This window comes from Streptomyces carpinensis (assembly GCF_002154505.1).
Lineage (GTDB): Bacteria > Actinomycetota > Actinomycetes > Streptomycetales > Streptomycetaceae > Streptomyces > Streptomyces carpinensis.
Genome location: NZ_MUBM01000017.1, coordinates 39,950 through 65,956 on the forward strand (window position 1 = coordinate 39,950; position 26,007 = coordinate 65,956).

21 protein-coding genes, 1 tRNA gene and 1 pseudogene are annotated in these 26,007 nt (G+C 73.6%); 11 read left to right on the plus strand and 12 right to left on the minus strand.

The window, feature by feature from the left end:
- The first annotated feature begins 1 nt into the window (after position 1).
- Complete coding sequence (fdh, locus tag BZY54_RS03330; RefSeq protein WP_244216935.1) at positions 2 to 3,262, plus strand: formate dehydrogenase; 3,261 nt, start codon at positions 2 to 4, stop codon at positions 3,260 to 3,262.
- Positions 3,263 to 3,317: 55 nt separating this feature from the next.
- Here the strand turns inward: fdh and selD are convergent, their stop codons facing one another.
- Positions 3,318 to 4,343, minus strand: coding sequence for a selenide, water dikinase SelD (selD, locus tag BZY54_RS03335; protein WP_086722975.1), 1,026 nt, complete (start codon positions 4,341 to 4,343; stop codon positions 3,318 to 3,320).
- Positions 4,344 to 4,374: 31 nt separating this feature from the next.
- Here selD and BZY54_RS50735 point away from each other — a divergent pair.
- Both BZY54_RS50735 and BZY54_RS03340 read left to right on the plus strand, forming a co-directional pair.
- Positions 4,375 to 4,467, plus strand: a tRNA-Sec gene (locus tag BZY54_RS50735).
- Positions 4,468 to 4,877: 410 nt separating this feature from the next.
- The gene (locus BZY54_RS03340; protein ID WP_086722976.1) at positions 4,878 to 5,072 is read left to right on the plus strand and encodes a hypothetical protein; all 195 of its coding nucleotides are present in this window, start codon (positions 4,878 to 4,880) and stop codon (positions 5,070 to 5,072) included.
- 464 nt (positions 5,073 to 5,536) lie between these two features.
- On the opposite strand, the gene BZY54_RS03345 is transcribed toward BZY54_RS03340, so the two are convergent.
- Entirely contained in the window at positions 5,537 to 6,289 is a 753-nt protein-coding gene (locus tag BZY54_RS03345; RefSeq protein ID WP_086722978.1) for a YcnI family copper-binding membrane protein, read from the minus strand.
- A 225-nt stretch (positions 6,290 to 6,514) separates the two neighbouring features.
- On the opposite strand from BZY54_RS03345, the gene BZY54_RS03350 reads away from it, so the two are divergent.
- Complete coding sequence (locus BZY54_RS03350; protein WP_086722979.1) at positions 6,515 to 6,961, plus strand: VOC family protein; 447 nt, start codon at positions 6,515 to 6,517, stop codon at positions 6,959 to 6,961.
- A 400-nt stretch (positions 6,962 to 7,361) separates the two neighbouring features.
- Here the strand turns inward: BZY54_RS03350 and BZY54_RS03355 are convergent, their stop codons facing one another.
- Positions 7,362 to 9,179, minus strand: a complete 1,818-nt coding sequence (locus BZY54_RS03355; protein WP_086723046.1) for a SelB domain-containing protein — start codon at positions 9,177 to 9,179, stop codon at positions 7,362 to 7,364.
- 9 nt (positions 9,180 to 9,188) lie between these two features.
- Positions 9,189 to 10,472 (minus strand): L-seryl-tRNA(Sec) selenium transferase, encoded by a 1,284-nt coding sequence (gene selA, locus BZY54_RS03360; RefSeq protein WP_244216938.1) that lies wholly within the window; start codon positions 10,470 to 10,472, stop codon positions 9,189 to 9,191.
- Positions 10,473 to 11,770: 1,298 nt separating this feature from the next.
- Between selA and BZY54_RS52085 the strand changes: the two genes are divergently transcribed.
- Positions 11,771 to 12,115, plus strand: a complete 345-nt coding sequence (locus BZY54_RS52085) for a hypothetical protein (RefSeq protein ID WP_208640531.1) — start codon at positions 11,771 to 11,773, stop codon at positions 12,113 to 12,115.
- A 111-nt stretch (positions 12,116 to 12,226) separates the two neighbouring features.
- Here the strand turns inward: BZY54_RS52085 and BZY54_RS03370 are convergent, their stop codons facing one another.
- The 3 genes from BZY54_RS03370 to BZY54_RS03380 form a co-directional block, all read right to left on the minus strand.
- Positions 12,227 to 12,640, minus strand: coding sequence for an SRPBCC family protein (locus BZY54_RS03370; protein WP_086722982.1), 414 nt, complete (start codon positions 12,638 to 12,640; stop codon positions 12,227 to 12,229).
- An 87-nt stretch (positions 12,641 to 12,727) separates the two neighbouring features.
- Complete coding sequence (locus BZY54_RS03375) at positions 12,728 to 13,915, minus strand: AI-2E family transporter (protein WP_086722984.1); 1,188 nt, start codon at positions 13,913 to 13,915, stop codon at positions 12,728 to 12,730.
- A gap of 134 nt (positions 13,916 to 14,049) precedes the next feature.
- Positions 14,050 to 14,793, minus strand: a complete 744-nt coding sequence (locus BZY54_RS03380) for an SOS response-associated peptidase (protein ID WP_086722985.1) — start codon at positions 14,791 to 14,793, stop codon at positions 14,050 to 14,052.
- Positions 14,794 to 14,930: 137 nt separating this feature from the next.
- Here BZY54_RS03380 and BZY54_RS03385 point away from each other — a divergent pair, with 137 nt between their 5' ends.
- Positions 14,931 to 15,953, plus strand: a complete 1,023-nt coding sequence (locus tag BZY54_RS03385) for an NAD-dependent epimerase/dehydratase family protein (RefSeq protein ID WP_086722986.1) — start codon at positions 14,931 to 14,933, stop codon at positions 15,951 to 15,953.
- 64 nt (positions 15,954 to 16,017) lie between these two features.
- Here the strand turns inward: BZY54_RS03385 and BZY54_RS03390 are convergent, their stop codons facing one another.
- Positions 16,018 to 17,130 carry a sensor histidine kinase gene (locus tag BZY54_RS03390; protein ID WP_086722988.1) on the minus strand — a complete coding sequence of 371 codons (1,113 nt, stop codon included), beginning with the start codon at positions 17,128 to 17,130 and terminating at the stop codon, positions 16,018 to 16,020.
- Between the two features lie 2 nt (positions 17,131 to 17,132).
- Positions 17,133 to 17,897 (minus strand): response regulator transcription factor, encoded by a 765-nt coding sequence (locus BZY54_RS03395; RefSeq protein ID WP_086722990.1) that lies wholly within the window; start codon positions 17,895 to 17,897, stop codon positions 17,133 to 17,135.
- 114 nt (positions 17,898 to 18,011) lie between these two features.
- On the opposite strand from BZY54_RS03395, the gene BZY54_RS03400 reads away from it, so the two are divergent.
- The 3 genes and pseudogenes from BZY54_RS03400 to BZY54_RS55275 all read left to right on the plus strand — a co-directional run.
- A complete protein-coding gene (locus BZY54_RS03400) occupies positions 18,012 to 18,755 on the plus strand; it encodes a glycosyltransferase family 2 protein (protein ID WP_086722991.1) in 744 nt (247 codons plus the stop codon).
- Positions 18,752 to 19,369, plus strand: coding sequence for a TIGR04282 family arsenosugar biosynthesis glycosyltransferase (locus tag BZY54_RS03405; RefSeq protein ID WP_086722993.1), 618 nt, complete (start codon positions 18,752 to 18,754; stop codon positions 19,367 to 19,369). Before BZY54_RS03400 ends, BZY54_RS03405 begins: the two co-directional genes overlap by 4 nt.
- Positions 19,366 to 19,917, plus strand: a pseudogene (locus BZY54_RS55275) (class I SAM-dependent methyltransferase); the annotation flags it as partial. The gene BZY54_RS03405 and the pseudogene BZY54_RS55275, both read left to right, overlap by 4 nt.
- A gap of 191 nt (positions 19,918 to 20,108) precedes the next feature.
- Here BZY54_RS55275 and BZY54_RS55280 read toward each other — a convergent pair.
- On the minus strand, positions 20,109 to 20,630 hold the full coding sequence (locus tag BZY54_RS55280) for a hypothetical protein (RefSeq protein WP_425276257.1): 522 nt from the start codon (positions 20,628 to 20,630) through the stop codon (positions 20,109 to 20,111).
- 20 nt (positions 20,631 to 20,650) lie between these two features.
- A complete protein-coding gene (locus BZY54_RS03420; RefSeq protein ID WP_086722996.1) occupies positions 20,651 to 21,913 on the minus strand; it encodes a molybdopterin-dependent oxidoreductase in 1,263 nt (420 codons plus the stop codon).
- A gap of 113 nt (positions 21,914 to 22,026) precedes the next feature.
- Between BZY54_RS03420 and BZY54_RS03425 the strand changes: the two genes are divergently transcribed.
- The gene (locus tag BZY54_RS03425; RefSeq protein ID WP_086722997.1) at positions 22,027 to 23,511 is read left to right on the plus strand and encodes a hypothetical protein; all 1,485 of its coding nucleotides are present in this window, start codon (positions 22,027 to 22,029) and stop codon (positions 23,509 to 23,511) included.
- A 234-nt stretch (positions 23,512 to 23,745) separates the two neighbouring features.
- Positions 23,746 to 25,176, plus strand: coding sequence for a C40 family peptidase (locus BZY54_RS52090; RefSeq protein WP_244216936.1), 1,431 nt, complete (start codon positions 23,746 to 23,748; stop codon positions 25,174 to 25,176).
- Between the two features lie 4 nt (positions 25,177 to 25,180).
- Here the strand turns inward: BZY54_RS52090 and BZY54_RS03435 are convergent, their stop codons facing one another.
- Positions 25,181 to 25,993 carry an SAM-dependent methyltransferase gene (locus tag BZY54_RS03435; protein WP_086722999.1) on the minus strand — a complete coding sequence of 271 codons (813 nt, stop codon included), beginning with the start codon at positions 25,991 to 25,993 and terminating at the stop codon, positions 25,181 to 25,183.
- Between the last annotated feature and the right edge of the window lie 14 nt (positions 25,994 to 26,007).

Sequence of the window (26,007 nt, forward strand, 5' to 3'; positions counted from 1 at the left end):
CATGGGCGTACGCACCTGGATCGACTCCTGGCCGGTCTACCGCCAGCTCAAGGGCACCGACCCCCTGGGCCGCGGGGCCGCCGCCAAGAGCGGACCCAGCGCACGGCTCACGCCCCGGGTCGCCTCCGCGGACCGGGTGGTGAAATCGGTCTGTCCGTACTGCGCCGTGGGCTGCGGCCAGAACGTCTACGTGGAGGACGAACGGGTCACGCAGATCGAGGGCGACCCGGACTCCCCCATTTCCCGTGGCCGGCTGTGCCCCAAAGGCGCAGCCAGTCTCCAGCTGACCACCGGGGAGGCCCGGGAGCACTACGTCCTCCACCGGCGCCCGTACGGCACCGAGTGGGAGCGCCTCGACCTGGACACGGCGATGGACATGATCGCCGACCGGGTGATCGAGGCCCGCCGCGCGGGCTGGCAGTGGGAGGTCGACGACGTCCGCACCCGGCGCACGCTGGGCATCGCCAGCCTCGGTGGAGCCACCCTGGACAACGAGGAGAACTACCTGATCAAGAAGCTCTTCACCGCCCTGGGAGCGATTCAGATCGAGAACCAGGCGCGTGTTTGACACTCCTCCACCGTTCCCAGTCTGGGAACCTCGTTCGGCCGCGGCGGCGCGACCACCTTCCAGCAGGACCTGCAGAACTCCGACTGCATCGTCATCCAGGGCTCGAACATGGCCGAGTGCCATCCGGTCGGGTTCCAGTGGGTGATGGAGGCCAAGGCCCGGGGCGCGAAGGTGATCCACGTCGACCCGCGGTTCACCCGGACCAGCGCGCTGGCCGACCTGCACGTGCCGCTGCGCGCGGGCTCCGACATCGCCTTCCTCGGCGGGATCGTCAACTACGTCCTCAGCAACGACAGGTACTTCCGTGACTACGTCGTCGCCTACACCAACGGACCCGTGGTGCTGAGCGAGGACTTCTGCGACACCGAGGACCTCGACGGCGTGTTCTCCGGGCTCGACCGGGACAGCCGCAGCTACGACAACAGCAGCTGGCAGTACGAGGGCATGGAGATCCAGGCGGCCTCCGGGCAGCGCGACGCGGAGTACGACAAGCGCACCGGTGCCGGCGCCTCGGTGAGCGCGGCGGGCCGCGGAGAGGCCCACGGGTCGGGCGGCGCCGACATCGGCGAGGGCGAGCCGCAGCGGGACGAGACGCTGACCCACCCGCGGTGCGTCTTCCAGGTGCTCAAGCGGCACTACGCCCGGTACACCCCCGAGATGGTGGAGCGGATCTGCGGGGTGCCGCAGGACCTGTTCCGGCAGGTGTGCGAGCTCGTCACGGAGAACTCCGGGCGCGAGCGGACCACCGCGTTCGCCTACGCGGTCGGCTGGACCCAGCACACCGTGGGGGTGCAGTACATCCGGGCGGCCGCCGTGCTGCAGAGCCTGCTGGGCAACATCGGCCGACCGGGCGGCGGCATCCTCGCGCTGCGCGGGCACGCCTCCATCCAGGGCTCCACGGACATCCCCACCCTGTTCAACCTGCTGCCCGGGTACATCCCGATGCCGCACGCGCACAAGCGGGAGGATCTCGACGCCTTCGTCAAGGCCGAAGCGGCGAGCAAGGGCTACTGGGGCAACATGCGTGCCTACATGGTGAGCCTGCTCAAGGCGTACTGGGGCGACGCGGCCACGCCCGACAACGACTTCTGCTTCGACCATCTGCCGCGCCTGACCGGCTCGCACTCCACCTACGAGACGGTCATGGCCCAGCTGGAGGGGACCTGCAAGGGCTACTTCCTGATGGGCGAGAACCCCGCGGTGGGCTCGGCCAACGCCAAGATGCAGCGGCTGGGCATGGCCAACCTGGACTGGCTGGTCGTGCGCGACTTCTCGCTCATCGAGTCGGCCACCTGGTGGAAGGACGGCCCGGAGATCGAGACCGGGGAGCTGCGCACGGAGGACATCCGCACCGAGGTGTTCTTCCTGCCGGCCGCCGCGCACACCGAGAAGGACGGCAGCTTCACCAACACCCAGCGGCTGCTGCAGTGGCACCACCAGGCCGTCGAACCGCCCGGCGAGGCCCGCAGCGACCTGTGGTTCACCTTCCACCTCGGCCGGCTGATCCGGCAGAAGCTCGCCGGGTCGACCGATCCGATGGACCGGCCGGTGCTCGACCTGACGTGGGACTATCCGACGAAGGGCGCCACCGCCGAGCCCGAGGCGGAGGCGGTGCTCGCCGAGATCAACGGCTACGACGCCGAGGGCAACCCGCTGTCCTCCTACGAGCAGCTCAACGCCGACGGCTCGACCGCGTGCGGCTGCTGGATCTACTGCGGTGTCTACAGCGACGGCGCCAACCAGGCCGCCCGGCGCAAGCCGGGCAAGGAGCAGAACTGGGTGGCCAACGAGTGGGGCTGGGCCTGGCCCGCCAACCGCCGCATCCTGTACAACCGGGCCTCGGCGGACCCGGACGGCAGGCCGTGGAGCGAGCGCAAGGCACTGGTGTGGTGGGACGAGGCGAAGGCGGAGTGGACCGGCCACGACATCGCCGACTTCGCCAAGGACAAGTCCCCCTACCACCGGCCGCCCCCGGACGCGACCGGCGCCGAGGCGCTGTCGGGCACCGACGCGTTCATCATGCAGGCCGACGGCAAGGCCTGGCTGTACGTGCCGTCCGGGCTCACCGACGGCCCGCTGCCCACTCACTACGAGCCGCAGGACTCGCCCTTCCCCAACCTGCTCCACGAGCAGCAGCGCAATCCCGTACGGCAGTTGATGCCTTCGCACCCCGACAACCGCTACCAGCCCAGCGGCGACGAGCCGGGCTCGGAGGTGTTCCCGTACGTGGCGACCACCTACCGGCTCACCGAGCATCACACCGCGGGTGGCATGTCGCGCTGGCTGCCGTATCTGGCGGAGCTCCAGCCGGAGTTCTTCTGCGAGGTGTCACCGGAACTCGCCGCCGAGCGCGGTCTGGAGCACACCGGCTGGGCGACGATCGTCAGCGCCCGGGGCGTGGTCGAGGCGCGGGTGCTGGTCACCGACCGGGTGCCGCCGCTGACCGTGCACGACCGCACCCTGCACCAGGTGGGGCTGCCCTACCACTGGGGGCCGAACGGCTACAGCACGGGCGACGCCGCCAACGAGCTGGTGCACCTGTCGCTCGACCCCAACACCCACATCCAGGAGACCAAGGCGTTCGCCGTCGACATCCGTCCGGGGCGCCGCCCCCGGGGTCCGGCCGCCGTGGAACTGGTGCGCGCCTACCAGGCACGGGCAGGCATCGACGACCGTACGGGCACCGAGCCCTGACCGAGCGGAGGCCGCGGGCGCGCGGCAGGGCGGGCGGAGGCGGCCCGCGCGGGTCTCACCTGAGGACCACCGAGTGGGGCCCGCGCGGGAGGAGTTCGCCGATCACCGGGGCGCCGGGGATCTCGCCGGCGACGAGCAGACCCCCGGAGGTCTGGGCGTCGGCCAGCAGGAGCCGGGTGTCCGGGTCCGTGTCGCCGAAGTCGGTGAACGGCGCCACCCACTCGAGGTTCCGCCGGGTGCCGCCGCTGACGTAGCCGTCCCGCACGGCCTGACGGGCCCCGTCCAGCCAGGGCACGGCGGCGGTGTCGACGACCGCGGTCACGCCCGAGGCCCGGGCCAGTTTGTGCAGATGGCCGAGGAGGCCGAAACCCGTCACGTCCGTCGCGCAGGAGGCGCCACTGGCGAGCGCCGCCTCGGACGCGTCCCGGTTGAGGGCCACCATCGTGGCCACGGCCTGCTCGAACCGTTCGCCGGTGGCCTTGTGACGGTTGTTCAGCACGCCCAGGCCGAGCGGTTTGGTCAGCGACAGGGGCAGGCCGGGCCGGCCGGCGTCGTTGCGCAGCAGCCGTGCCGGGTCGGCGAGGCCGGTGACAGCCATGCCGTACTTGGGCTCGGGGTCGTCCACGCTGTGTCCGCCGCCGACGTGGCAGCCGGCCTCGGCGGCGATCTCCAGGCCGCCGCGCAGCACCTCTCGGGCCAGGTCGAACGGCAGCAGGTCACGTGGCCATGCCAGGAGGTTCACGGCGAGGAGCGGACGGCCGCCCATGGCGTACACGTCGGACAGGGCGTTGGCCGCCGCGATGCGCCCCCAGTCGTACGGGTCGTCGACGACCGGCGTGAAGAAGTCCGCGGTCGACACCATGGCCTGGGCGGCGGCACCCTCGGGTGCGGGCAGGGTGACGACGGCCGCGTCGTCACCGGTGGCCAGTCCCACCAGCAGGGGGGCGTTGCCCGGAGACGGGAGCGCGGTCGCCAGGCCGCCCAGCATGTCCTCCAGTTCGCCGGGCGGGATCTTGCAGGCGCAGCCGCCGCCGTGGGCGAACTGCGTCAGCCGTACGGGTGTTTCGGGGGTGGCGGTCATGCCGGGTCCTTCCGGTAGCCTTGCGGGCGGTGGAGGCGTGTGGGTGCCTGGTGGCCCTCCCGGTCTTCAAAACCGAGGTGCCCGAGGATCTCGGGCAGGCGGGTTCGATTCCCGTCCGCCTCCGTCGTCTACCTGTACCGATGTGAATCCCGGCCAAACGTGGGCCTGACCCACCTGCCGCGCCTCCCCTGACCTGCTGACTCCAAGACCGCCGCGACGGCGACCGGGAGAGCGAGAGGTCGGCAAGCGCAGCGCCAACGCCGGCCTGTTCACGCCGGCCGCCGCGCTCGAACCCGTCCGCCTCTTCCGCGCCGAAGCACGCCGCATCGCCGCACCGGCAGGCCGCGGAGCAAAAGACTTCGTCTCCTACGACGGCCACACGATCGGCCTGTCCAGCGTGTGACGACCACGTCGACCGCCACCGAGTCGCGCCCAACTGCGCCATGCCCGGTACCGGCTGGACGACCGGCATCCCCTCAGCGTCTGCGTGATCGTCTCCCAGGACGGCATCACCACCGGCCACCGGGCCGAAGCATGACCGGACCGTCCAGCACCCCACGCGGCGAACGCGTCGGCACCCGCGGCCGGACCCGGGAGCGAGAGATCGTCTCCAACGGCGAGGTCATCGTCGACCTGAACGCCGACGAGAGCCCATTCGGTTGGCGCGACGTGCCCGATCCGGCGCGCGCGCAGCACGAAGGAAGACGTGACCGGCCGGCTCACCGTTGACACGATCACCGGCGACCGACTCGGCCGGCTGTCATTCCGAGCCGGGCGGCGTCGCCTCGCCGCAATCGCCATCCGGCCCCTCACCCACCGGGCGAATCGATTCTTTGGTCACTCTCCGACGCCGGGGCTTCCCCCCAGCCACCGAGACAGCAGCACGCGCCAGCTCCGCCCTCAGCTGGTCGAACGCCGGCGACCCTGACAGATCCCGAAACCTGGGACTTCGGCTCATACACAGCCAACGACCCACCGTCCGGACGGTAACCGCAGTTCCGTCGAATGGAGCAGCAGCGCAGGCTCGGCGGCTGTGGCGGCGTCAGCCCAGCCCGGCCGTCCTCGCAGGAAAAACCCAGGCCGGCCCGACGGCGGGAGTCAAGCAGCCCCCATCGCGGGCAATCACGCCCGCCGGGCACCAGGATCGTATACAGGCGTCACACGGCCCCGCTGCCTGACTCGGTCGAGCAGGGTCAGGCGGTGGTCCGCCGGCGGCCGGCGAACGCGCCGTACGCCAGGCCCGCAGCGCCGACGACGACACCGACGACACCGAGGACGCGAGCCGCGGTGTCACTGCTGCTCATGTGGCTCATGGCGGTGGCCGTGGTCTCCTGGACGACGGGCTTGGAGTCGTCGGTGGCTTGCTGGGCCGCAGCTGCGGGGGCGTCGCTGTCGGCGGCGGCAGCCAACTGGAGTACGGGCGCCGGGTTGTCGGGCTCGGCCTGTCCGTTCTGCGGCACCTCGATCCAGCGGACGACCTCCTTGTCGGAGTACGTCTGCAGTGCCTTGAAGACGAGCTGGTCGGCGTCCTCGGGCAGCTGGCCGACGGAGACCGGGAACTTCTGGAAGTAGCCCGGCTCGACGCCCTTGCCGTCGGCGGTCCAGGTGACCTTGGTGACGGCCTCGGAGATCTCCTTGCCGTGCACCTGCAGCGGCTTGGCCAGCTTGGACTTGGTGATCTGGATCTTCCAGCCGTCCATCGGCTGCGGGGCGACCGAGGACAGCGGGTGGTCGGTGGGGAAGTTGACCTCCAGCTTGGTGGTGGAGGCGTTGTCGCGCTCGTTGGGGACCTTGAAGTCGACGACGGTGTAGCCGCCCTTGGCCGCGGTACCCTCCGGCTGCACGGAGACGTGCGCGAACGCGGGGACGGACACGGCGAGGACGGCCGCGCCCGCGAGGACGCCGACGGTGGCGAGCCGAGAGGTCTTGCGGCTGACGGCCTTCATGGCAGAGGGCACTCCACATCGGGTCAGTTCCAGTGGTCACCGGTGCATACCCGAGCGTGGCAGTGGTGAAGAGCAACGCGCGAGCGCATGTGGGTGACCCTGTCCGGAGGTGGACACGCGCGCGTGCCGCACGAGGACGGTCGCTGCGTCAGGCAACGCTGGCCCCGTCGTGGCGGTAGCGTTGTCGGCCGGATGGGATCTCGTACCGAGGCATGGGGGCGATTCATGAACCAGCAGTTGAACCTGGTCACATTGGGTGTCGAGAACTTGAAGGTCAGCCGCCAGTTCTACAGCCATGGCCTGGGCTGGACACCGCTGCTCGATCTGGATGAGATCGTCTTCTACCAGATCGGCAAGGGCCTGGTCCTGGCGCTCTTCCCTCTGGCTGACCTCGGTGCCGACACCGGACATCCGGCGACAGCGGGCACGCCCTTCACCCTCGCCCAGAACCTCGACTCACCCGCCGAAGTCGACGAGGCCGTGCAGCGGGCCCGTGCGGCAGGGGCGACTGTCCTCAAAGAACCGCAACGCGCGGCGTTCGGCGGCTACCACGGCTACTTCGCGGACCCCGATGGCCACCGCTGGGAGGTGTGCCACAACCCTGGCTGGTCGGTCGCGGACGACGGCACCGTGACACTGACGGCTGTCGAGGCGGCGGACGCGCAGGATTGATGCCGTTTCGACCCTCTTGGCCGTCGAGCTGTGCGGCGCTGAACACCGCCGCGGGCCGATCCGCTGCTCCCGCCGCAGCCGCACGACCCTGCTTCCGCGGTTCAGCGAAGAAGGCCTCCAGACAATAGCTGTACGCAGAGTGATCGAGCCCTCCGTACAGGCCGACCGGCCGCCCTCCGCTCCGCAGGCCTGGGCGGTACGGTCACGGCCCTCCGGCAGCAACTTGCCGGAAGGCTCGGTCGTTCAGGGCGATCTGCACTCACCGCTGTTGGGCCAGGAGACTCGCCCGCCGCCCGCTCGGCCCGGACCGGACCGAGCCGCATTCACCGGCATTCAGAGCCATCGAGCGTCATCGAGACGACGCCATTTGTCCCAGTTCACTGCCTTGTCGCAGGCCACGTCAGAGAGTCGGGGCCGATTCCCGTCCGCCTTCGTCCCTCTCCCCCGTACGGCAGCGTCTGCGCTGGGCGTCGACGCGTTCCGTCAGTCCCCGGGCGTCGAGGAACTCCAGCAGCGGGACGGCGACCCTGCGGGTGGTGTCGAGCGCCTTGCGGGCCTCGCTGAGGGTGAAGGGCTGCGGCAGTCCGCGGAGCACCTCGGCGGCCCGGGCGTCCGACCCCGGGAGCAGGACGACGGCGTCGGTGATCCGCAGCAGCGCGCCCGCGCGGACGGCGGCGGCCACGGTCCGGCGGGTGAGCCCGAGTTCCGTGAGCCGGTCGGCCTCCGGCGCGCGGAACGGCGCCTTCTCCAGCTCCTGCCGTACCGCGTCGACGGCGGCCTGGACGGGCGGGGGCAGGCAGGGGCTGCTGCTGTCGGGGCGGTACAACCGGCCCTGACGGCACAGCAGTCGGCTGTCGCCCGGGGTGTCGGCCAGGGCGTCCACCAGGGCCCGGTCGGGAAGCCCCAGCAGCCGCCGGGCCGCCTCGGTCGGCAGGCCCGGTTCCATGGGGTGCTGCCGTGCGTGCCGCTCGACCTCGGCGGCCAGGCGCTCGCGCAGCCGGGCCCAGTGCGCCGGGTCGGCGAGCCAGTCGCCGGTGACCGGCTCGCCGGGCGCGGGCACACCCATCGCCAGCAGGTCCGTACGGCGGACGAGCCGGCGGCGCCGCAGTTCCGCCGCGCCGTCGGGACGCCCCGTCATCTCCGCCAGCTGCGCCGCCCTGGCCCGGCCCGCGCCCCGCCGGGCCAGGCGCGGTGGGCGCACGTCCAGCACGACCACGGCGAAGGGCGGGCGTCCGCCGCCCGGTTCGCGCAGCACCGCCCGGTCCCCGACGCGCAGCGGCAGCGGCCGGCTCAGCGTCAGCCTGGCGGTGTCGTCGCCCAGGGGTCGGACGGTCACGGGCACCGCGGCGGTGCCGATGTGCAGGCCCACCGTCCGGGGCAGCCGGTCCACGGTCTCGCCGGTGACGCGGACGTCGACCAGGCCGGTGAGCAGCCACCGGTCCGGGGCCAGCAGCACCTGACCGCGCCGCAGCTCACCGTCCCGGTCCCCGTGCACGTTGACCGCCACCCGCGCCACCCCGCTGACGACGGTCCGCTCCTGCTGGAGGCACTGCAGTCCGCGCACCCGCAGCACCGCCGAGCCGTCGCCGGTCGCCAGCCGGTCCCCGATGCGCAGGGTGCCGGCGCCCAGCGTGCCCGTCACGACGGTGCCGTGTCCGCGCACCGTGAAGGCCCGGTCCAGCCACAGCCGTACGTCGGCGTCGGCGGACGGTACGGGCAGCGTGCGGGCGAGCCGGGACAGCTCGGTGCGCAGGCCGTCCAGTCCGGCGCCGGTCACCGCGCTCACCGCGACGGAGGGGACGGGACCCAGCGAGGTCTCGGCCAGCCGCCGCAGCGCGTCGGCGCGCACCGGTTCGGGGTCGGCGAGATCGCTGCGGGTCACGGCGAGCACGGCGTGCCGTACGCCGAGGGCGTCCAGGATCGCCAGGTGCTCCTGCGACTGGGGCTGCCACCCCTGGTCGGCGGCGACCACGAACAGCACGGCGGGCACGGGACCGACCCCGGCCAGCATGGTGGCCACGAACCTCTCATGCCCCGGCACGTCCACGAAGGCCAGGTGCTCGCCGTCCGCGTCCGGCCCCGTCCATACGAAGCCGAGGTCGAGGGTGAGTCCGCGGCGCTGTTCCTCCGCGTAGCGGTCGGGCTCCATCCCGGTCAGCGCCCGCACCAGGGCGGACTTGCCGTGGTCGACGTGGCCCGCGGTGGCCAGAACCCGCATGGCGCCCACCTACCTTTCCGCCCTCGGGGTGGCCGACCGTACGGCCTCGGCCAGCCGGTCGTCGTCCTCCTGTGCCACCGCCCGCAGGTCCAGCAGGCATCGCCCGGCCTCCAGGCGGCCCACCACGGGGACGGTGCCGGTGCGCAGCACGGCCGCGTACGGCTCCGGCAGCGACAGGGCGGCGCTGGGCAGGGTCACGCCCGGTGCGCCCCCGCCGCCGACCGTGGCGGTGCTGGCGACGGCCCGTACGTCGGCACCGGCGGCGCTCAGCGCGGCGGCGAGCCGTTCGGCGCGGCGCATGAGTTCCCGCGGGTCGGCGGTCAGGGACGCGGCGGTCGGGGTGCCGGGGCCCGTGAGGGTCGCCTCCAGCGCGGCCAGGGTGAGCTTGTCCACGCGCAGCGCACGGGCCAGGGGGTGCCGGGACACGGCGCGGACGATGTCCTCGTCGCCGAGGAGCAGTCCGCACTGGGGTCCGCCGAGCAGCTTGTCCCCGCTGGCGGTGACCAGCGACGCGCCGGCCCTCAGCTGCGTCTCGGCATCGGGCTCGTCGGGCAGCAGCGGGTGCGGGGCGAGCAGCCCGGAGCCGATGTCGACGACCACCGGCACGCCGAGTGCCGCCAGTTCGCGGGTCCCGGCGGCGCGGGTGAAGCCGGTGATGCGGAAGTTGGAGGGGTGGACCTTCAGGACGAAGGCGGTCTGAGGGCCGATGGCGTCGGCGTAGTCCTCGACGCCCGTGCGGTTGGTGGTCCCGACCTCGCGGAGCCGGGCACCGGTGGAGACCAGCAGGTCCGGCAGCCGGAAGCCGTCCCCGATCTCCACCATCTCCCCGCGGCTGATGACGATCTCCCGGCCGGTGGCGAGCGCGGTGGCGGCGAGGACGAGGGCGGCGGCGCCGTTGTTGACGACGTGTGCCGCGGCGGCGGACGGCACCCGGCCGCGCAGCGCGTCCAGGGCGGAGCGGCCCCGGCGGGCCCGGACACCGGTCCGCAGGTCCAGCTCGACGTCGGTGGGTCCGGCGGCGTCCAGCACCGCCTGCCGGGCCGCCGCCGACAGCGACGCCCGGCCGAGGTTGGTGTGCAGCAGCACGCCGGTGGCGTTGATCACCGGTCGCAGCCCGCAGGCCGCGCGCGGCAGCAGCGTCACCGCCCTGTCCGCCACCTCCTCGGGCGGGAGCCCGCCGTGGCGAGCCTGCCGCTGTGCCTGCCGGACGGCGGCTTTCACGGGTCCCGGCCCCAGCCGCGCCGCCGCCTCCAACAGGCGCGGGTCGCGCAGGACGGCATCGGTGCGCGGAATCCGCCGTCGCGGGTCGGTGTCGGTGCCCGCCCGCGTGGGCCCGGAACGGTGGCCGGGGCCGTCGCCTCCGGCCGGTCCCGCGCCGTGCCGATCCGTCTCGCTCTCCTCCGCGACCCGCTGGTCCACGCGGCCCCTCCGTTCCTGGCCCGGCCTCACGGCTGTGCAGGCGCCACGCCCATCGTCTCCCGGTCCCCGCGGCCGCCCGTACGACACGCCGGTACCCCGGCAGCGGCGGGCGATGCGTCCGCACGCTCGGGGCCGACCGCGTGCCGGCCGCCCCCGCTGTCACGGAGGCGGCCGGTTGCCGAAGGTGCTGTCGTCAGGGGTCGAGGGACCGGTCGTCCCTCGCGGGTCGTCGACGAAGTGGCTCTGCACGGCGCGCCAGCGGTCCCGGAAGCCCTGTTCCTCGTCCGCAGTCGGCAGCCGGGGTGTCTCCTCGTCGGGAGCCGTCGGCTGCGCCGGGGCCGTGTCCGTGCCCGTTGCCGGAGTGGTGCCGGTGTCCCTGTCCGTACCTGCGGTGGTGGACTGCTCCCCGGTGGGTCGCCGAGTCGCGCCTCGCCCGTGCTCTCGCCGGGACAGACCGGGGCCGTGGAGGCAGCTCCCTCCGGCTGTCCGGTGCCCGGTGGGCGTGGTGTGCCGTGGGCCGCCGGGCCACCGGAGGTCTCCTGGGCGAGACCCTCGGGGGACGGACCGCCACCGAAGCGGCTCGGTTTCTCGTTGCTGCGCACGGTGTTCCGTTCCTCCCTGCCGGGCGGGCGCCGCGCACCGGCCGCATCATGCGCATTCGTGACTCTTTCCCGGCGTTTCATTCCTTTGCCGCGCACCCGTTTGCCCGCCCTCCATGCCTTCGCGGCACACCTGTTTGCCCATCCTCCATGCCTTCGCGGCGCATTTGTCTGCCCGCTTTGTACGTCTCAGTCGCGCACCCGTGCTGCGCGCCTGAGTGCACTGCCACCTGCGCATGCCGTTCTCCTGCGCCTTTTCCGGCCGGAGCCAAGGGTGTTGCCGAGGCGCCGCTCGAGATGCCGACCGACCGCGATGCGGTTAGCGTCTTTAGATGAGAGCCGCAACGGGGGCACGCCCCGTCCGGCGTGGTCTCCACAGAGGGGGCCCGTTGCCACAACGCTCGCCCGTGGCATCCGACGCGGGCGGGAAGTGGCGTCGGAGACAGAGACGTGCTTCTCACATACAGCGGCGACACCTCAGACCGCGCCGCACATTCCCATCCACTCGGTGCGCGCGGCCATCATCCTCGTGCGGTTGACTCGCGCGAGACGATGGAAGGAAAGGTATTTCCCATGCGAGCACAGCGCGTTAGGCGTCTCTTCGCCGTGTCCGCGGCCGGCATCGTCCTGGCCGGTGGGGCTGCGATCGGCGCAGCGGGGACCGCTTCGGCTCACGACTCGACCTACGACAGCCACTCCAGCTACAGCAGGGGCTGCGGCGGTGGCGACGACTGGTGGGGCGGCGGCGGAGACCACGGCGGCCGCGGCGGCCACCACGGGTACTACGGCGACCGCGGGGACTTCCGCGGCGGCGGAGACCACGGCGGCGACCATGGCGGCCGCGGTGACCACGGCGGCGACCACGGTGGCGACCACGGTGGACGCGGCGGCGACCACGGTGGGCGCGGCGGCTACTGAGGCCGCTGGTCCGGGAACTGAGTCTCCGACGCACCACTGATCCAACAACAGCCGCGGTGTGCGATCCGGTACTGGACCGCACACCGCGGTGTGTCCGCACCCGCGCGGGACTCAGCCGCTCGCGTTCTCGACGCGCAGCCGTACCTGGTCCTCCAGCCGCCGCAGGCTGTCGTCGAGGGCCTGAAGAGCCGCCCGCTCGCCCGGGTCGTGGCTGTCCTCGAAGAACGACAGGTGCACGGTCACCTCGCTGGCGCCGCCGCCGATGCCGGCGACCTGGAGCCAGCCCGCGTAACTGCCCTGCTCGCGGGTCCCCCACTCGATGCGCATCTGCTCGCGCTCGGCACGCAGCAAGGCCGATGTGTCCTGGTCGGTCTGGTCCTCGTGCACCGTGACGGCGGGCGGTTCCTCGGCGTGCACGTGCAGGGCGTCCGGCAGCCAGGCGTCGAGCTGGCCGACGTTGGCGGCCTGGTCGAAGACCTGCTCCGGCTGAGCGGGCATCGTGCGTGAACGTTCGTACTCGGACATCGCGGCACCGTTCCTCTGCTGATCGGAGGCTGTACCTGGAACGCGTGCCCCTTCTGCCGCGGCCGAAAAGCTCCGGGAGCCGCCACGCTAGGGCGGTGCCGACCGCAGCGCGGACAGGACCGCCCAGACGACCGAGACGAACGGGACGGCGACGATGGCACCGATCACACCGGCGACGATGCTCCCGGCGATGACGGAGACGGCGACGACGAGCGGATGCAGGCGGACCGCCCAGCTCATCACCAGGGGATGCAGGACGTGCCCCTCGATCTCGCCGATGACGACGATGAGCACCAGCACGGCCAGCGCCGTGATCGGGCCGCGCCCGGCCAGGGCGACAATCGTGGCCACGCCGAGCGCGACCGGCGAGCCCACCAGCGGCACGAACGTCGCGAAGAACTCCAGCAGCATCAGCGGCAGCGCGAGCGGCACCCGCAGCAGGAACAGGGCGACACCGACGAGTACGGCGTTGGAGGCGGCCACGAGGATGATGCCGCGGGTGTACCCGGCGAAGGCACGCCAGGCCGCGTGTCCGGCCCGGTCCCACCTCGGGCGGGCCCCGCCGGGCAGCAGCACGTCGCGCACCCAGCGCCAGAGGCGGTCGCCGGAGTGGATGAAGAAGACCGAGATGAACAGCGCGAGCGCCCCCGCGGTCACCAGCTCCACGATGCGGCCCAGGCCGCTGAGGGCGCTGTTGAGCAGGCTCGCCCGGTGCGCGGACAGATAGGCCAGGAGCTGGTCCTGCAGCGCGGAGAGCTTGCCGTGACTGATCCGGAAGGGCGGGCGCTGAAGCCACTGCTCGATCCGGTGGATGCCGCCCCGCAGCTCGTTCGCCAGCTTCCCCCACTCCCCCGCCACCGCCTCGCCCACGAGGGCGAGCAGGCCGAACACGAACAGCATGCTGCCCACCAGGACGACGGCGACGCACAGCGGCCGCGGCAGCAGCCGGTTCAGCAGGTCGGCGAGGGGACGCAGGACCGCGGTGACGACGAGCGCGATGAAGAAGGCCACCGCGATGAGGTGGAAGCGGCCCAGGACCGTGAAGACGCCGTAGACGACGACGCCGACGAGGATGAGCCGCCAGGCGTAGGCCGCGGCGACGCGCAGCCAGGGCACCGTCCGCTCGGCCAGGGGGTGCTCGGCGGCGGGGACCGTCGTAGCGGAGCGCGAACGCGGCGGCAGCTTCACGGAGTGCGCCGGCCGGCTGCCCAGCACCACCGGGCCCGACCGGCGCCCGCGGCGCCGCCCGGACGCCGGAGTGCCCGCATCCGCCACCGCGCCTCCCGTTGCCGACCGACGGTCACGTCCACAGCACGGTACGGGCCGCCCGGTCGGGTGTCCGGGCGCAACGCGCCAGGGCGCCGGTCATCGGGCGAACACGGATGCCCGTCCGGCGCAGGTGGCGCCGATCACGGCGTGGTCGCCTCGAGCAGGTCGGGGCCGTTGTTGCGGACGTCGTTGACGGCCGTCGAGACGGGCCGGGCGTCCAGGTGGCCGCCCGCCGGAGGGCTCAGCAACTCCCGCAGCCCGCCGGGGTCCTGATGGCGGGGGTCGAGCCAGGCGTCGTAGTGGTCCGGGGTGAGGGCGAGCGGCATGCGGGGGTGCACGCGGCCGGCCGCGTCGGTGGCCTCGGTGGTGAGGACGGTGCACGTCGTCACCCAGGCGGAGGGGTCGTCGTCCCGCGCCACCTCCGGGTCGCGCCAGTACTCGTACAGACCGGCGAGCGCCATCACCCGGCCGTCCTCGGGGTGGATGAAGTACGGCTGCTTGCGCGTTCTGCCGGTGTCCTCGGGCCCGGCCTTCTGCCACTCGTAGAAGCCGTCGGCGGGCAGCAGGCAGCGGCGTTTGACGAAGGCACGGCGGAAGGCCGGTTTCTCGTGCACGGTCTCCACCCGGGCGTTGATCAGCCGCGCGCCGATCCGCAGATCCTTCGCCCAGGACGGCACCAGCCCCCAGCGAAGCACCCTCAGTTCCCGGCGCGCCGAAGCCTCGTCACGGTCCTCTCGCGGGGTGCGCTCCAGAACGGCCCACACCTGGTCGGTCGGGGCGACGTTCCAGCTCGGCTCCAGTGCCTCCTCGGGGCGCCACTCGGTCACCCTGAAGTGCCGGACCAGGTCCTCGGGGCTGCGTGTGGAGACATAGCGACCGCACATGCCGCCAGGGTGCCACGCGCGGGCCCCGGCGGCCCGTTCCGCCTCGTCCCCGTCCGCGGAGAGGTGGTCTTACGGAGTGATGACGTGGTGGGCGCGGTCGTACGGTCCGGCGCGGTCGCCCGCCTAGCGTGGGCCGCATGCGCGTACTGGTCACCGGCGGTGCCGGGTTCATCGGGTCCCACGTCGTAAAGGCGCTGGCGGAGCGCGGGCACGAGCCCGTGGTGTTCGACCTGCGCGCCGCCGGTGATGACGTGCGGGACCGGGATGCGGTCGGCCGCGCGCTGTCCGGCGTGGACGCCGTGTGCCACCAGGCGGCGATGGTCGGCCTCGGCAACGGCGTCCTGGACGCGGCCGAGTACGTCTCCCGCAACGACCTCGGCACCGCCGTCCTGCTCGCCTCGATGGCCGAGACGGGGGTGCGGCGCCTGGTGCTGGCCGGGTCGATGGTGGTCTACGGGGAAGGGCGGTACGAGTGCCGGGACCACGGGGTCGTGCGGCCGGGTCCGCGGGCCGTGCGCGACCTGGACGCGGGCCGGTTCGATCCGTTGTGCCCGCGGTGCGGCCGGGTGCTCTGCCCGGGACTGGTCGGTGAGGACGCCCCGGCCGATCCCCGGAACGTCTACGCGGCGACCAAGCTGGCCCAGGAGCACCTGGCGGCGGCCTGGGCGCGGTCGACGGCGGGGGCGGCGGTGTCGCTGCGCTACCACAACGTCTACGGGCCCCGGATGCCCCGCGACACCCCGTACGCGGGTGTCGCCTCCTTCTTCCGTTCCGCGCTGGCCCGCGGCGAGGCGCCGCGCGTCTTCGAGGACGGCCGGCAGCGGCGCGACTTCGTGCATGTGCGGGACGTGGCCGCGGCCAACGTCGCGGCGCTGGAGGCGGACGCCCCGCCCGGCGTGCTCACCGTCTACAACACCGGCAGCGGCGTTCCGCACACGGTCGGCGCGATGGCGCGGGAACTGGCCGCCGCGTACGGCGGGCCCGAGCCCGTCGTCACCGGGGAGTACCGCCTGGGCGACGTACGGCACATCACCGCGGACTCCTCACGGCTGCGGGCCGAGCTGGGCTGGAAGGCCGAGGTCGGCTTCGAGGAGGGGATGCGGGAATTCGCCCGGTCAGCCCTGCGTGACGAGAACCCCGAGGGCTTCACTCCGCGGTAGGCGCCTGGCGGGGGCGGGTGGTCGCGTCGCGGTGTGCGCCCGGGTCGTTCGGCGGGGGCGGGGCTCAGGTCTCCGCCGTGGGCAGGGTCACCTCGAAGCGGCAGCCGCCGGGGATGTTGCGTACGGCGGTGTGCCCCTGGTGGGCCTCGACGATGCCCCGGACGATGGCGAGCCCCAGGCCGGCGCCGGCCGGGGGCGTTCGCGCGTGGGTGCCGCGCCAGCCGGTGTCGAAGACCCGGGGCAGGTCCTCCTCGGGGATGCCGCCGCAGCCGTCACTGACCGACAGGACGACGCCGTCGGGCGAGCGTTCGGCGGCGACGGCGACCGTGCCGTCCGCGGGTGTGCGACGGATCGCGTTCACCAGCAGGTTGCCCAGCACACGGCTCATCTCCTTGCCGTCCACCTCGATCGGGACCGGCTCCACCCGGTCGCCCACGAGGCGCACGCCGTACTCCTTGGCCAGCGGGTCCGCCCCGGCGAGGGCGTCGCCGACGAGGTCGTACAGCGAGATCCGCGAGCGGGTCAGGGCGAGGCTGCCCGCGTGGATGCGGGAGAGCTCGAACAGGTCTCCCACCATGTCGTTCAGGCGCTCCACCTCGGCCCGGATCTGCCGGAGGTAGCGGTCCGGGTCGGTGGCGACCCCGTCCTCCAGCGCCTCCGACATGGCGCGCAGCCCGGCCAGCGGGGTGCGCAGGTCGTGCGAGATCCAGGCGACGAGCTCCCGGCGCGAGGACTCCAGGGCGCGCTCGCGCTCCCGGGACTGGGCGAGCCGCGCGCTGGTGGCGGCCAACTCGCGGCTGAGGGACTCCAGTTCGGCGGTCGCCGGGACGACGGGCGCGGAGAAGTCGCCGCCGTCGCCGAACGAGCGGGCGGCCAAGGCGAGTTCCCGGCTGCGGGCCACGACCCAGCGGCCCAGCAGAAGCGCGGTGACCAGGGAGACCACCGCCGCCATCGCCACCACGGTCGTGACGACGGACAGGTCGTGCGAGGACAGGAACATCGCCTGCGCCACCACCAGGGTCCCGGCCAGCATCGCGCCCACCGCCACGGCGGCGACCACCGCGAGGGAGGCGGTGAGGGAGCGCCGGCGGATCAGCCGCAGCACACCCGCCCCGGCCAGGCCGGTCGCGGCGGCGCCGAGGAAGGCGTACAGGGCGATCAGCAGCATGTCACGCACGGTCAGCTCCCTTCGCCCGCTCGTGCGGTGGGGTCGAAGCGGTAGCCGACGCCCCACACGGTCTGGATCAGGCGGGGCCGGGCGGGGTCGTCCTCCACCTTGCCGCGCAGCCGCCGGACATGGACGGTGACCGTGGAGAGGTCGCCGAAGTCCCAGCCCCACACCTCGCGCATCAGGTCCTCCCGGCTGAAGGCGCGGCCGGGGTGCGTCAGGAAGAAGGCGAGCAGGTCGAACTCGCGCAGAGTGAGGGCGAGTTCGGACCCGTTCTTGGTGGCGCGGCGGGCGGCCGGGTCGACGGCGAGACCGGCCGCGGCCGGTGGCCGCGCCGCGGCGGCGGGCCGGGTGCGGCGCAGCACCGACTCCACGCGCAGGACGAGTTCGCGGGGGCTGAACGGCTTGGTGACGTAGTCGTCTGCGCCGACCTCCAGCCCCAGGATGCGGTCGTCCTCGTCGCCGCGGGCGGTGAGCATGATGACCGGCACCGGGCCTTGTCCGCGCATCCGGCGGCACACCTCCAGGCCGTCCATGCCGGGCAGCATCAGGTCCAGCACCACCAGGTCCGGCCAGTGGGCGGCGGCGCGGGCCAGCGCCGTCGGCCCGTCCCCGGCCCGGTCCACGACATGGCCCGCTCGGTCAAGGTAGCCGGAGACCACCTCGGCGACGGTGGGGTCGTCCTCCACGACCAGGACGCGGGCGGCCGGGGCCGGCCGCCGCTCGGCGGCTTCGGCGTCGCGACCGCCCGCTGAGGGCTCGTACGGCTGCTGCATGCGTCCAGCCTGGCACCACGGCCCCCGGAGTGCCGCCGCCGGTCGCCTCCCGGCCTCCGACGTCCGCGTTTCGTAAGAAGCCGACATCCGGTATGCCCTTTTTGTGTTCGTAGGGTGAGAGCCGTGACGACCTCTCCCACACCACCGGACGTCGACGTGGTGCTCCCCTGCCTGAACGAGGCCGACGCCCTGCCCTGGGTGCTCGCCCGTATCCCCGAGGGCTGGCGCGCCCTGGTCGTGGACAACGGCTCCACCGACGACTCGGCCACGCTGGCGCGTCAACGGGGCGCGACCGTCGTGCCCGAGCCGCGCCGCGGGTTCGGTGCCGCCTGCCATGCGGGGCTGACCGCCGCCACCGCCGAGATCGTGTGCTTCTGCGACTGCGACGGCTCGCTCGACCCGGCGCTGCTGGTGCCCTTCGTCCGCGAGGTGCGCAGCGGCGCGGCCGACCTGGTGCTCGGCCGGCGCCGGCCGCAGGGCCGGGGCGCCTGGCCCGCGCACGCCCGGGCCGGGAATCTCGTGCTCGCCCGGATGCTGCGCCGCCGCACGGGTCTGCGCCTGCACGACCTGGGCCCCTTGCGGGCGGCGCGCCGTGCGCCGCTGCTCGCCCTCGGCCTCACCGACCGCCGCAGCGGCTATCCGCTGCAGATGGTCGTGCGCGCCGCCGACGCGGGCTGGCGCGTCACCGAGCACGACGTGCCGTACCTGCCGCGGACCGGCGCCTCGAAGGTGACGGGCACCTGGCGCGGGACCTGGCAGGCGGTGCGGGACATGAGCCGGGTGCTGGCCGAACCGGGCCCCCACACCGCCTCCCGAGTCCCTGCGGAGCCGCACAGCACCCGGGGAGTGCCACGGTGACCACGCTGCTCGTCATCGCCAAGGAGCCGCTGCCGGGGAGGGTCAAGACCCGGCTGACGCCGCCGTTCACCCCGCGGGAGGCGGCAGAGCTCGCCGAGGCGGCCCTCACGGACACCCTGCTCGCCGTGGCCGCGGCTCCCGCCGCACGGCGCGTCCTCGTCCTCGACGGCGCGCCCGGCCCCTGGCTGCCGCCCGGCTTCGACGTCGTGCCGCAGTGCACGGGCGGCCTGGACGAGCGGCTGGCCGCGGCCTTCGCGGGCTGCACCGGACCGGCCCTGCTGATCGGGATGGACACCCCGCAGGTGACACCGGAACTGCTCACCGTGGACCTCGCCTCCTGCGACGCGTGCATCGGCCCGGCCGAGGACGGCGGCTTCTGGGCTCTGGGGCTGGCCGAACCGGACCCCTCGCTGCTGCGGGGCGTGCCCATGTCGACGGCCGTGACGGGCGCCGTGCAGCGGGAAAGACTCGTCGCCGCGGGTCTGCGGGTGCGCGATCTGCCGCGGCTGCGCGACGTGGACACCGCCGCCGACGCCAGGGCGGTCGCCGCCCGCGCCCCGCGCAGCCGGTTCGCCGCGCGGCTCGCCCACTGCACGGCGGTCACCGGCCGATGAGCACCGCCCACGAGATCGCGCCGACCACCGGCCCGGGCCCGACCGCACCGGCGTCAGGGACCACGCGGACCACCGATGGGCGTGCGGGGGCTGCGGGCGCGCCCGCGGGGACCGCCGACAGGCCCGAAGGCAGTGCGGCCGGGCCCGCATGGACCGCCGACGGGCCCTACTCCGCCGCCCTGCGCACGGGCCGCGGGCCGCTCTTTCTGCGTCGCGCCGACGGGTGGCTGCTGCCGCTGGAGGTCGAACGGTGGTGCGCCGACCCCGACGCGGTGGATCTGGAGGTGCTGGGCCGCTGCGAGGGGACGGTGCTCGACGTCGGATGCGGGCCGGGCCGGCTGGTCGCGGCGCTCGCGGCGCGGGGACGGCCCGTTCTGGGCATCGACGTCAGCGAGGCCGCCGTGGCCCGTACCGTCGGCCTCGGCGGGCCGGCGCTGCGCCGCTCGGTCTTCGAACCGCTTCCCGGTGAGGGCCGGTGGGACACCGCGCTCCTGATGGACGGCAACGTCGGCATCGGCGGTGAGCCGCACGTCCTGCTGTGCCGGCTGGCCCGGCTGCTGCGGCCGGGGGGCCTGCTGATCGTCGAGGCCGCGCCCGTGGACGTCGACGAACGCGTCGAGGTCCAGGTCGTCCATCCGGCGGACGCGGGAGGCGGCGCGGGCAGCCCCTTTCCCTGGGCGCGGGTCGGCGCTCCGGCCCTGCTGTGCCACGCCGAGCGGGCGGGCTGGCGGGCCGTCGATCAGTGGACGGCCGGCGGCCGGTGCTTCGCCGCCCTGCGCAGCCGCAGTACGAGGACCAGCGCCGAACCCCCGAAGAGCACGGCCGTGATCAGCAACCAGCGGGCGAGGAAACCGTCCGGCGGCAGGCCGGTGGCGAGCAGGTAGCGCCGCCGGTCCACCTGGCCGGCGATCAGCGGGAACCACACCAGGAGCAGCAGCCCTGACAGGGCCGCCGGGATCCGGACGTACGCCACCCACGGGCGGCGGCCGGCCCGTCCCGCGGCCCGCAGGACGGCGCGGTCGGCCGCCGCGTACAGCGGCAGCAGCACGAGGTCGTGCAGCAGCGCCGCCCCCACGAACCACAGCGCGACCCCCCGCCAGTCACCGGCGAAGAGGCGCACCCCCGCGTATCCGGCCAGCGCGAACGAGCAGGCCAGCAGCAGAAGCCGCAGCGGGCTGCCGAGGGGGAGGCGGCGCGGGCGAGGAACGCGGCGGGCACGAGGGGCGGACGGCGTACGCAGGAAGCGGGGGAGGCGCGGCATGCGCGCGATGCGCGGCGTTATCACAGGGCTCCGAAGGTCAGCCGGGCCACCCACTTGGTGTTCAGCACACCGGGTGCCGCGGGCACGATGACGCGGGCCGGGTAGCCGTGGTCCGGGGTCAGGTCCTCGCCGTTGACGTACAGGGCGAGCAGGGAGAGCGGGTCACGCACCTGGTTGGCGCGCAGCCCGGCCCGCCGGAAGGCACCGTGCCGCTGGAGCGACTCCACGAGGACGTCGGGGACGCCGTCGGCGTCCCCGTAGCCGACGAGCGCCGCAAGGTCGCTCAGCCGGACACCGCGCCACCACTGGTCGGAGGTCGACCAGCCCTCCACGCAGGCGATGGGCAGCGCGGAGCTGTGCAGGGGCAGGCGGAGCAGATCGGCGCGGCCGAGCCGAACGGTGCCGGTGCGGCCGGTGACGACCAGCCGCCATGCCTCCTCGCTCGTCTCGGCCGCATCGATCCCGGCGTACGCGGCCGTCTTGTTGATCTGGAAGCCGCCCGGGCCGGTGCCGGGGTCGGCGCCGCCGTGCGGGGCCAGCAGGGCGGTCTGCCGCAGCGGTCCGTCGAAGCTGCGGCCCGCCGTGGTGGCGAACAGCAGCAGCGAGCCGCCCCCGACCAGCCACAGGGCCCCACGGCGCGACACGCTGGGCGGATCCGGTCGGGGGGACACCAGGTCCCCCTCCTCGCGCTTCGGCGTGGGTTCGCCGTCCGCTCCGCGTGCGCGGCGCACGTGCCGCAGCGCCGTGGGCAGCTTCAGGGCGACGTGGACGGCGAAGGCGGCGAAGAAGACCCAGGCGCCGTAGAAGTGCAGTGGGTAGAACGAGCCGGGGAAGACGTAGTCCAACTGGACGTTGAGCACCCCGGTGACGAACTCGAACAGGCCGCCCCCGACCAGCAGGAGCAGCGAGATCCGTTCCAGCGCGTGGGTGAGGGACCGGGCCGGCGGCAGCGCGAACAGCCGGGGCACGACCGACCACAGCTTGGCCAGCAGGACCGGGATCAACGTGATCCCGAGCGTCACGTGGACGCCCTGCGTGAGCCGGTACAGCCAGCGCGGACGCGTCGGCCAGTCGAAGAGGTAGAAGCCCAGGATCCCCTTGCCGGGGGTCTGGTCGTTCACCGGTGTGAGGCCGGGGTTGTAGGCGGCGTACGACACCAGCCCGGTCACGAACAGCACGGTGATGCCGGCGAGCAGCACCAGTCCGAGCACCGAGGTGAACCAGGGACCGCGCAGCGGGCTGCGCCAGAAGCCGGGAGAGCTCGGGAGCCGTCGATCGCTCATGTGATGACGGTAGGCCGCCGACCGCACATGAAGGGGTGCTCAACCCATGACGAAACACTGACGTCCGAGCCGCGGACCGGCGCTTTCACCGTCCGCCGCCCTAGCGTGCCGATGTGATCCGCACTCTTCTCCGCGACCTGTACGCCGTCGTGGCCGCCGTCCTGCTCGTCGTGGCAGCGGTCGTCGTCGGCCGCCGCATCCAGTCGGCCCACCACACGCTGTTCGTCCACTGGCCCCCGCTGTTCGCCGACTGGGATCCCCACGTGGGGCCGGGCACACCGGCCGCCGTGCTGGTGGCCGCGGCGGTGGTCGCCTACGGGCCGGCCCTCGCCCTGCGGCTGCCGTGGCGTGCGCTGCTCGCCGCCGCCTGGGGCACGGCCATGGCCTGGACCTGGTCGCTCGCCCTCGTCGACGGCTGGCACCGCGGCGTGGCCGGACGGCTCACCACCGCCAACGAGTACCTGCGGGTCATCGGCCGCTTCCACGACATCCCGGCCACGCTGCGTGACTTCACCCACCACATCGTGGCCGGCTCCCCGGCCCCGTGGCCCGCCCATGTCGCCGGCCACCCTCCGGCCGCGACGCTCACCTTCGTGCTGCTCGACCGCGTCGGGCTGGGTGGCGGAGGCTGGGCCGGCGCCTGGTGCATCACCGTCGGCACCACGGCGTGCGTGGCGGTGCTGGTGGCGGTGCGGGTGCTGGCCGGGGAGGATCTGGCGCGCCGGGCGGCGCCGTTCCTGGTGGCGGCGCCGGCCGCGGTGTGGGTCGGTGCGTCCGCCGACGGCTACTTCGCGGCCGTGGCCGCCTGGTTCGGGGCCCTGCTCGCCCTGGCGGTGCGCGGGCGGACGGGCGCCGGAAGGCGGGTGGCCACCACCGTGGGATCAGGGCTGCTGTTCGGCCTCACCTGCTACCTCTCCTACGGCCTCACGTTGTTCGCGCTGATCGGGGCGGGCGTGGTGCTGCTCGGGCGGCCACGACCGGGCGACCTGCTGCGCGGGCTCCCGCTGTTCCTGGCCGGGGTGGCCGTCGTTCCCCTGCTGTTCACCCTGGCCGGTTTCGACTGGTGGGAGGCCTACCGGCTGCTGGTCACGCGCTACTACCAGGGCGTCGGCGGCACCCGGCCCTACGGCTACTGGGTGTGGGCCAACCTGGCCTGCACCGTGCTCGTCACGGGCCTGGCGACGGCGGCCGGACTGGGCCGGGCGGCCACCACGCCGGCCTGCCTGCGCGCTGGTGCCGCGGGTGCTGCCGATGCCGATGCCGCCGGTGTCGCCGGTGACGGCGGTGCCGCCGGTGTCGTCGGTGGCAGCGGTGACGGCGGTGACGGCGGCATCAGCCACGGCGCCGGGTCGGTGACCGGCTCCGTGGCAGACTCCCGCGCCGAGGCCCGGCTCGCCGTGCTCGTGTTCTGTGCCCTGCTGGCGCTCGTCGTCGCCGACGTCTCCGGCATGAGCAAGGCGGAGACCGAACGCATCTGGCTGCCGTTCGCAATGTGGCTGCTCCCGGCCTGCGCACTGCTCACGCGTCCCCGTGTGTGGCTCGCCGCCCAGACCGCCCTCGCGCTGCTGATCAACCACCTGCTGTTGACCGGCTGGTGACCTACCGTCAAGAAGGTCACGAACATGTATCGGACATTCCACACTTCAACCTTCACGCAAGGCACACATGTTCGCTAAGTTGACGCCCAGGCCGCACGATGACCTCCGGCGAGTCCCGTCGGATCGTGCGGTCTCCGCCGAGTCCGGTACGCCGCACGGCAGCCGGAGCCGAGCACCCGATCGACATCGTGGTGAGTCGGCCCAAGCGCGGCCTACGGAAGGAGCACGTCTTCCTTGGCGCCGGAACGAACCTCGCCCTCGGGCGGCATCAGCCTCCCCGACCCGCGCGGCTCCCCTGGCTCGTCCACGGCCCCCGGCGACGGCGGGCCCAGCCGCGCCGAGGTTCAGCGGCGGGTCAGCAGCCTCTACGACCGGGCCGAGACCGCCACCGGCAACTACAACGCGACCCGCGCGATGAGCAGGGGGCGGCGCACGCGGGTGAACCCCGCCCCTCGGAACGCCTCCGGAGCTTCCGCTCCCGCGCTCGACGCCGTGGCCAGGGAGTGGTTCGACGCGACCCGTGCCCGGTTGGGCCCGTCCGTTCCGGCGGCCCTCCCACCCGGCCGCATGCCGCGACCGGGATCGGCCGGCTCCCTCGGGTCGGGCGCCGAGAGGCGTCCGGTGGACGGCTCGGACGGCCTGGGTGACTCGGGCCGCCCGGCCCGCTCGAGCGCCCTGAGCGGCGGTGGTCGACGGGACGCCGCCTCGCCCCTGCGGGAGCTGACGGCGGGCCCGACGGGTGCGCCGACGGCCCGTCAGTTTTCCGAACCGCCCGCGACGTTCCCGGCACCGGCGACGGCTGGCGACGCACGGGAGTTGCCCGCCTGGCCGGCCTCCGAGCCGACGGTCGCACCCGGGGCCGGTTCCGAGGTGTCCGGCACTCGGTCCGGCCTGGTCGCACGGTCACCGGAGCCGGCGTTGCGATCAGCGAGGGACCAGCTCCACAGGAAGCTCTCCGCGGCCCGCGACCTGTTGTCGCGGGGTGCCGCACTGGCAACTCCGCGCGCAACCTTCGCGGCCCGGCCGGCCGAGGAGCCCTGGCCCACCGCCTCCGAGCAGCGGTGGCTCACCGCCGCGCCGGAGTCGGCGTCCACGGCTTTCTGGCTCACCTCCGAGCCGGACTCGACCCGCCGGCAACCACCATCACCGCCGGTGCCCGGCCTGCCCGCCCCCTGGGAAACAGCCGGGCGCCACGACTCACCTGCCCCGCTTATCCCACCAGCGGCGCCGAACCCACAGCCGACCGTCGCAACGAACCAGGCCCTCGCCACGCCGGACCCCGGCCCGGGCGACGCCTCGCCGTACGGGAGGCAGGTGGCCAGGGTGCTCGACTTCGCCCGGGCGCAGATCGGCAAGCCCTGTGTCTGGGGAGCGACCGGGCCCGGTTCGTACGACTGCTCCAGCCTCGCCCAGGCCGCCTGGCGGGTCGCCGGGGTGGCCCTGCCCCGTACCGCCCTGGAGCAGGCCGCCTGCGGCACGGCGATCCACCCCGCCGAACTCCGGCCCGGTGACCTGGTCTTCTTCTACGGCGACGCCGGCCACGTGGGGCTCTGCACGGGCAACGGCACGATGGTCCACGCCCCGGGCCCGGGGGCGTCGATACGCGAGGAGTCGATCTTCTTCGCCGGCCCCCGGGCCGTCCACAGCGCGATCCGGCCCGCCTGAGCAGTCACCCGCTCTTGCGCCCCACTCCCGCGTACACCCAGTACTGCGACGGGTTCTCGGGGATCTCCTCCTCCCGGTCGGGGCGCCACAGCGGAACGTGCACCAGGCCGGGTTCGACCAGGTGGAAGCCGTCGAAGAGCGACTTGATCTCGTCGCGGGAACGGGCGGTGACCGGGGAGGTGGCCCGATCGCGGTAGAGCTGTCCGACGGCGGCGGCCGTGTCCGGGCGGTCCTCGTCCGTGGCGTGGGTGAGGGCCAGCCAGCTGCCCGCCGGCAGCGCGTCCCGGAAGGCGGCCACGATCCCTGCCGGATCCTCCTCCTTCGCGACGAAGTGCAGGATCGTGATCATCAGGACGGCGACCGGCTGCTCGAAGTCGATGAGTTCCCGTACACGCGGCGCGGACAGGACGTGGTCGGGGTGCCGGATGTCGGCGGACACGATCGTCGCGTCCGCGTTCTCGGCGAGCAGCGCCTCGCTGTGCGCGACGGCCACCGGGTCGTTGTCCACGTAGACCACCTTGGCGCCGGGTGCGCCGGCCTGGGCGACCTCGTGGACGTTGCCCTGCGTGGGGATGCCGGAGCCGAGGTCGATGAACTGGCGCACGCCGGCGTCGACCAGGAAGCGCACGGCACGGCCCAGGAAGGCGCGGTTGGCGCGGGCCAGGGTGCGCACCTGGGGGTCGATCGCCGTGAAGGCGGCCACCGCCTCCCTGTCGATGGCGAAGTTGTGCTCACCGCCCAGCATCGCGTCGTACATCCGGGCCACACTGGCCTTGCCCGGGTCCACGTGCCGCGGCAGCACGCCCTCGTCCTTCATGACCAACTCCCATG

Excerpts from the sequence above, each read along its gene's own strand:
- BZY54_RS03345 (WP_086722978.1), bottom strand. The coding sequence starts at position 6,289 with ATGAAGGCCGTCAGCCGCAAGACCTCTCGGCTCGCCACCGTCGGCGTC.
- BZY54_RS03370 (WP_086722982.1), bottom strand. The coding sequence starts at position 12,640 with ATGTCCGAGTACGAACGTTCACGCACGATGCCCGCTCAGCCGGAGCAG.
- BZY54_RS03350 (WP_086722979.1), top strand. The coding sequence starts at position 6,515 with ATGAACCAGCAGTTGAACCTGGTCACATTGGGTGTCGAGAACTTGAAG.
- BZY54_RS03340 (WP_086722976.1), top strand. The coding sequence starts at position 4,878 with ATGACCGGACCGTCCAGCACCCCACGCGGCGAACGCGTCGGCACCCGC.
- BZY54_RS03380 (WP_086722985.1), bottom strand. The coding sequence starts at position 14,793 with ATGTGCGGTCGCTATGTCTCCACACGCAGCCCCGAGGACCTGGTCCGG.
- BZY54_RS03395 (WP_086722990.1), bottom strand. The coding sequence starts at position 17,897 with ATGCAGCAGCCGTACGAGCCCTCAGCGGGCGGTCGCGACGCCGAAGCC.
- BZY54_RS03385 (WP_086722986.1), top strand. The coding sequence starts at position 14,931 with ATGCGCGTACTGGTCACCGGCGGTGCCGGGTTCATCGGGTCCCACGTC.
- BZY54_RS03435 (WP_086722999.1), bottom strand. The coding sequence starts at position 25,993 with ATGAAGGACGAGGGCGTGCTGCCGCGGCACGTGGACCCGGGCAAGGCC.
- BZY54_RS52085 (WP_208640531.1), top strand. The coding sequence starts at position 11,771 with ATGCGAGCACAGCGCGTTAGGCGTCTCTTCGCCGTGTCCGCGGCCGGC.
- BZY54_RS03355 (WP_086723046.1), bottom strand. The coding sequence starts at position 9,179 with ATGCGGGTTCTGGCCACCGCGGGCCACGTCGACCACGGCAAGTCCGCC.
- BZY54_RS55280 (WP_425276257.1), bottom strand. The coding sequence starts at position 20,630 with ATGCCGCGCCTCCCCCGCTTCCTGCGTACGCCGTCCGCCCCTCGTGCC.
- BZY54_RS03420 (WP_086722996.1), bottom strand. The coding sequence starts at position 21,913 with ATGAGCGATCGACGGCTCCCGAGCTCTCCCGGCTTCTGGCGCAGCCCG.
- selD (WP_086722975.1), bottom strand. The coding sequence starts at position 4,343 with ATGACCGCCACCCCCGAAACACCCGTACGGCTGACGCAGTTCGCCCAC.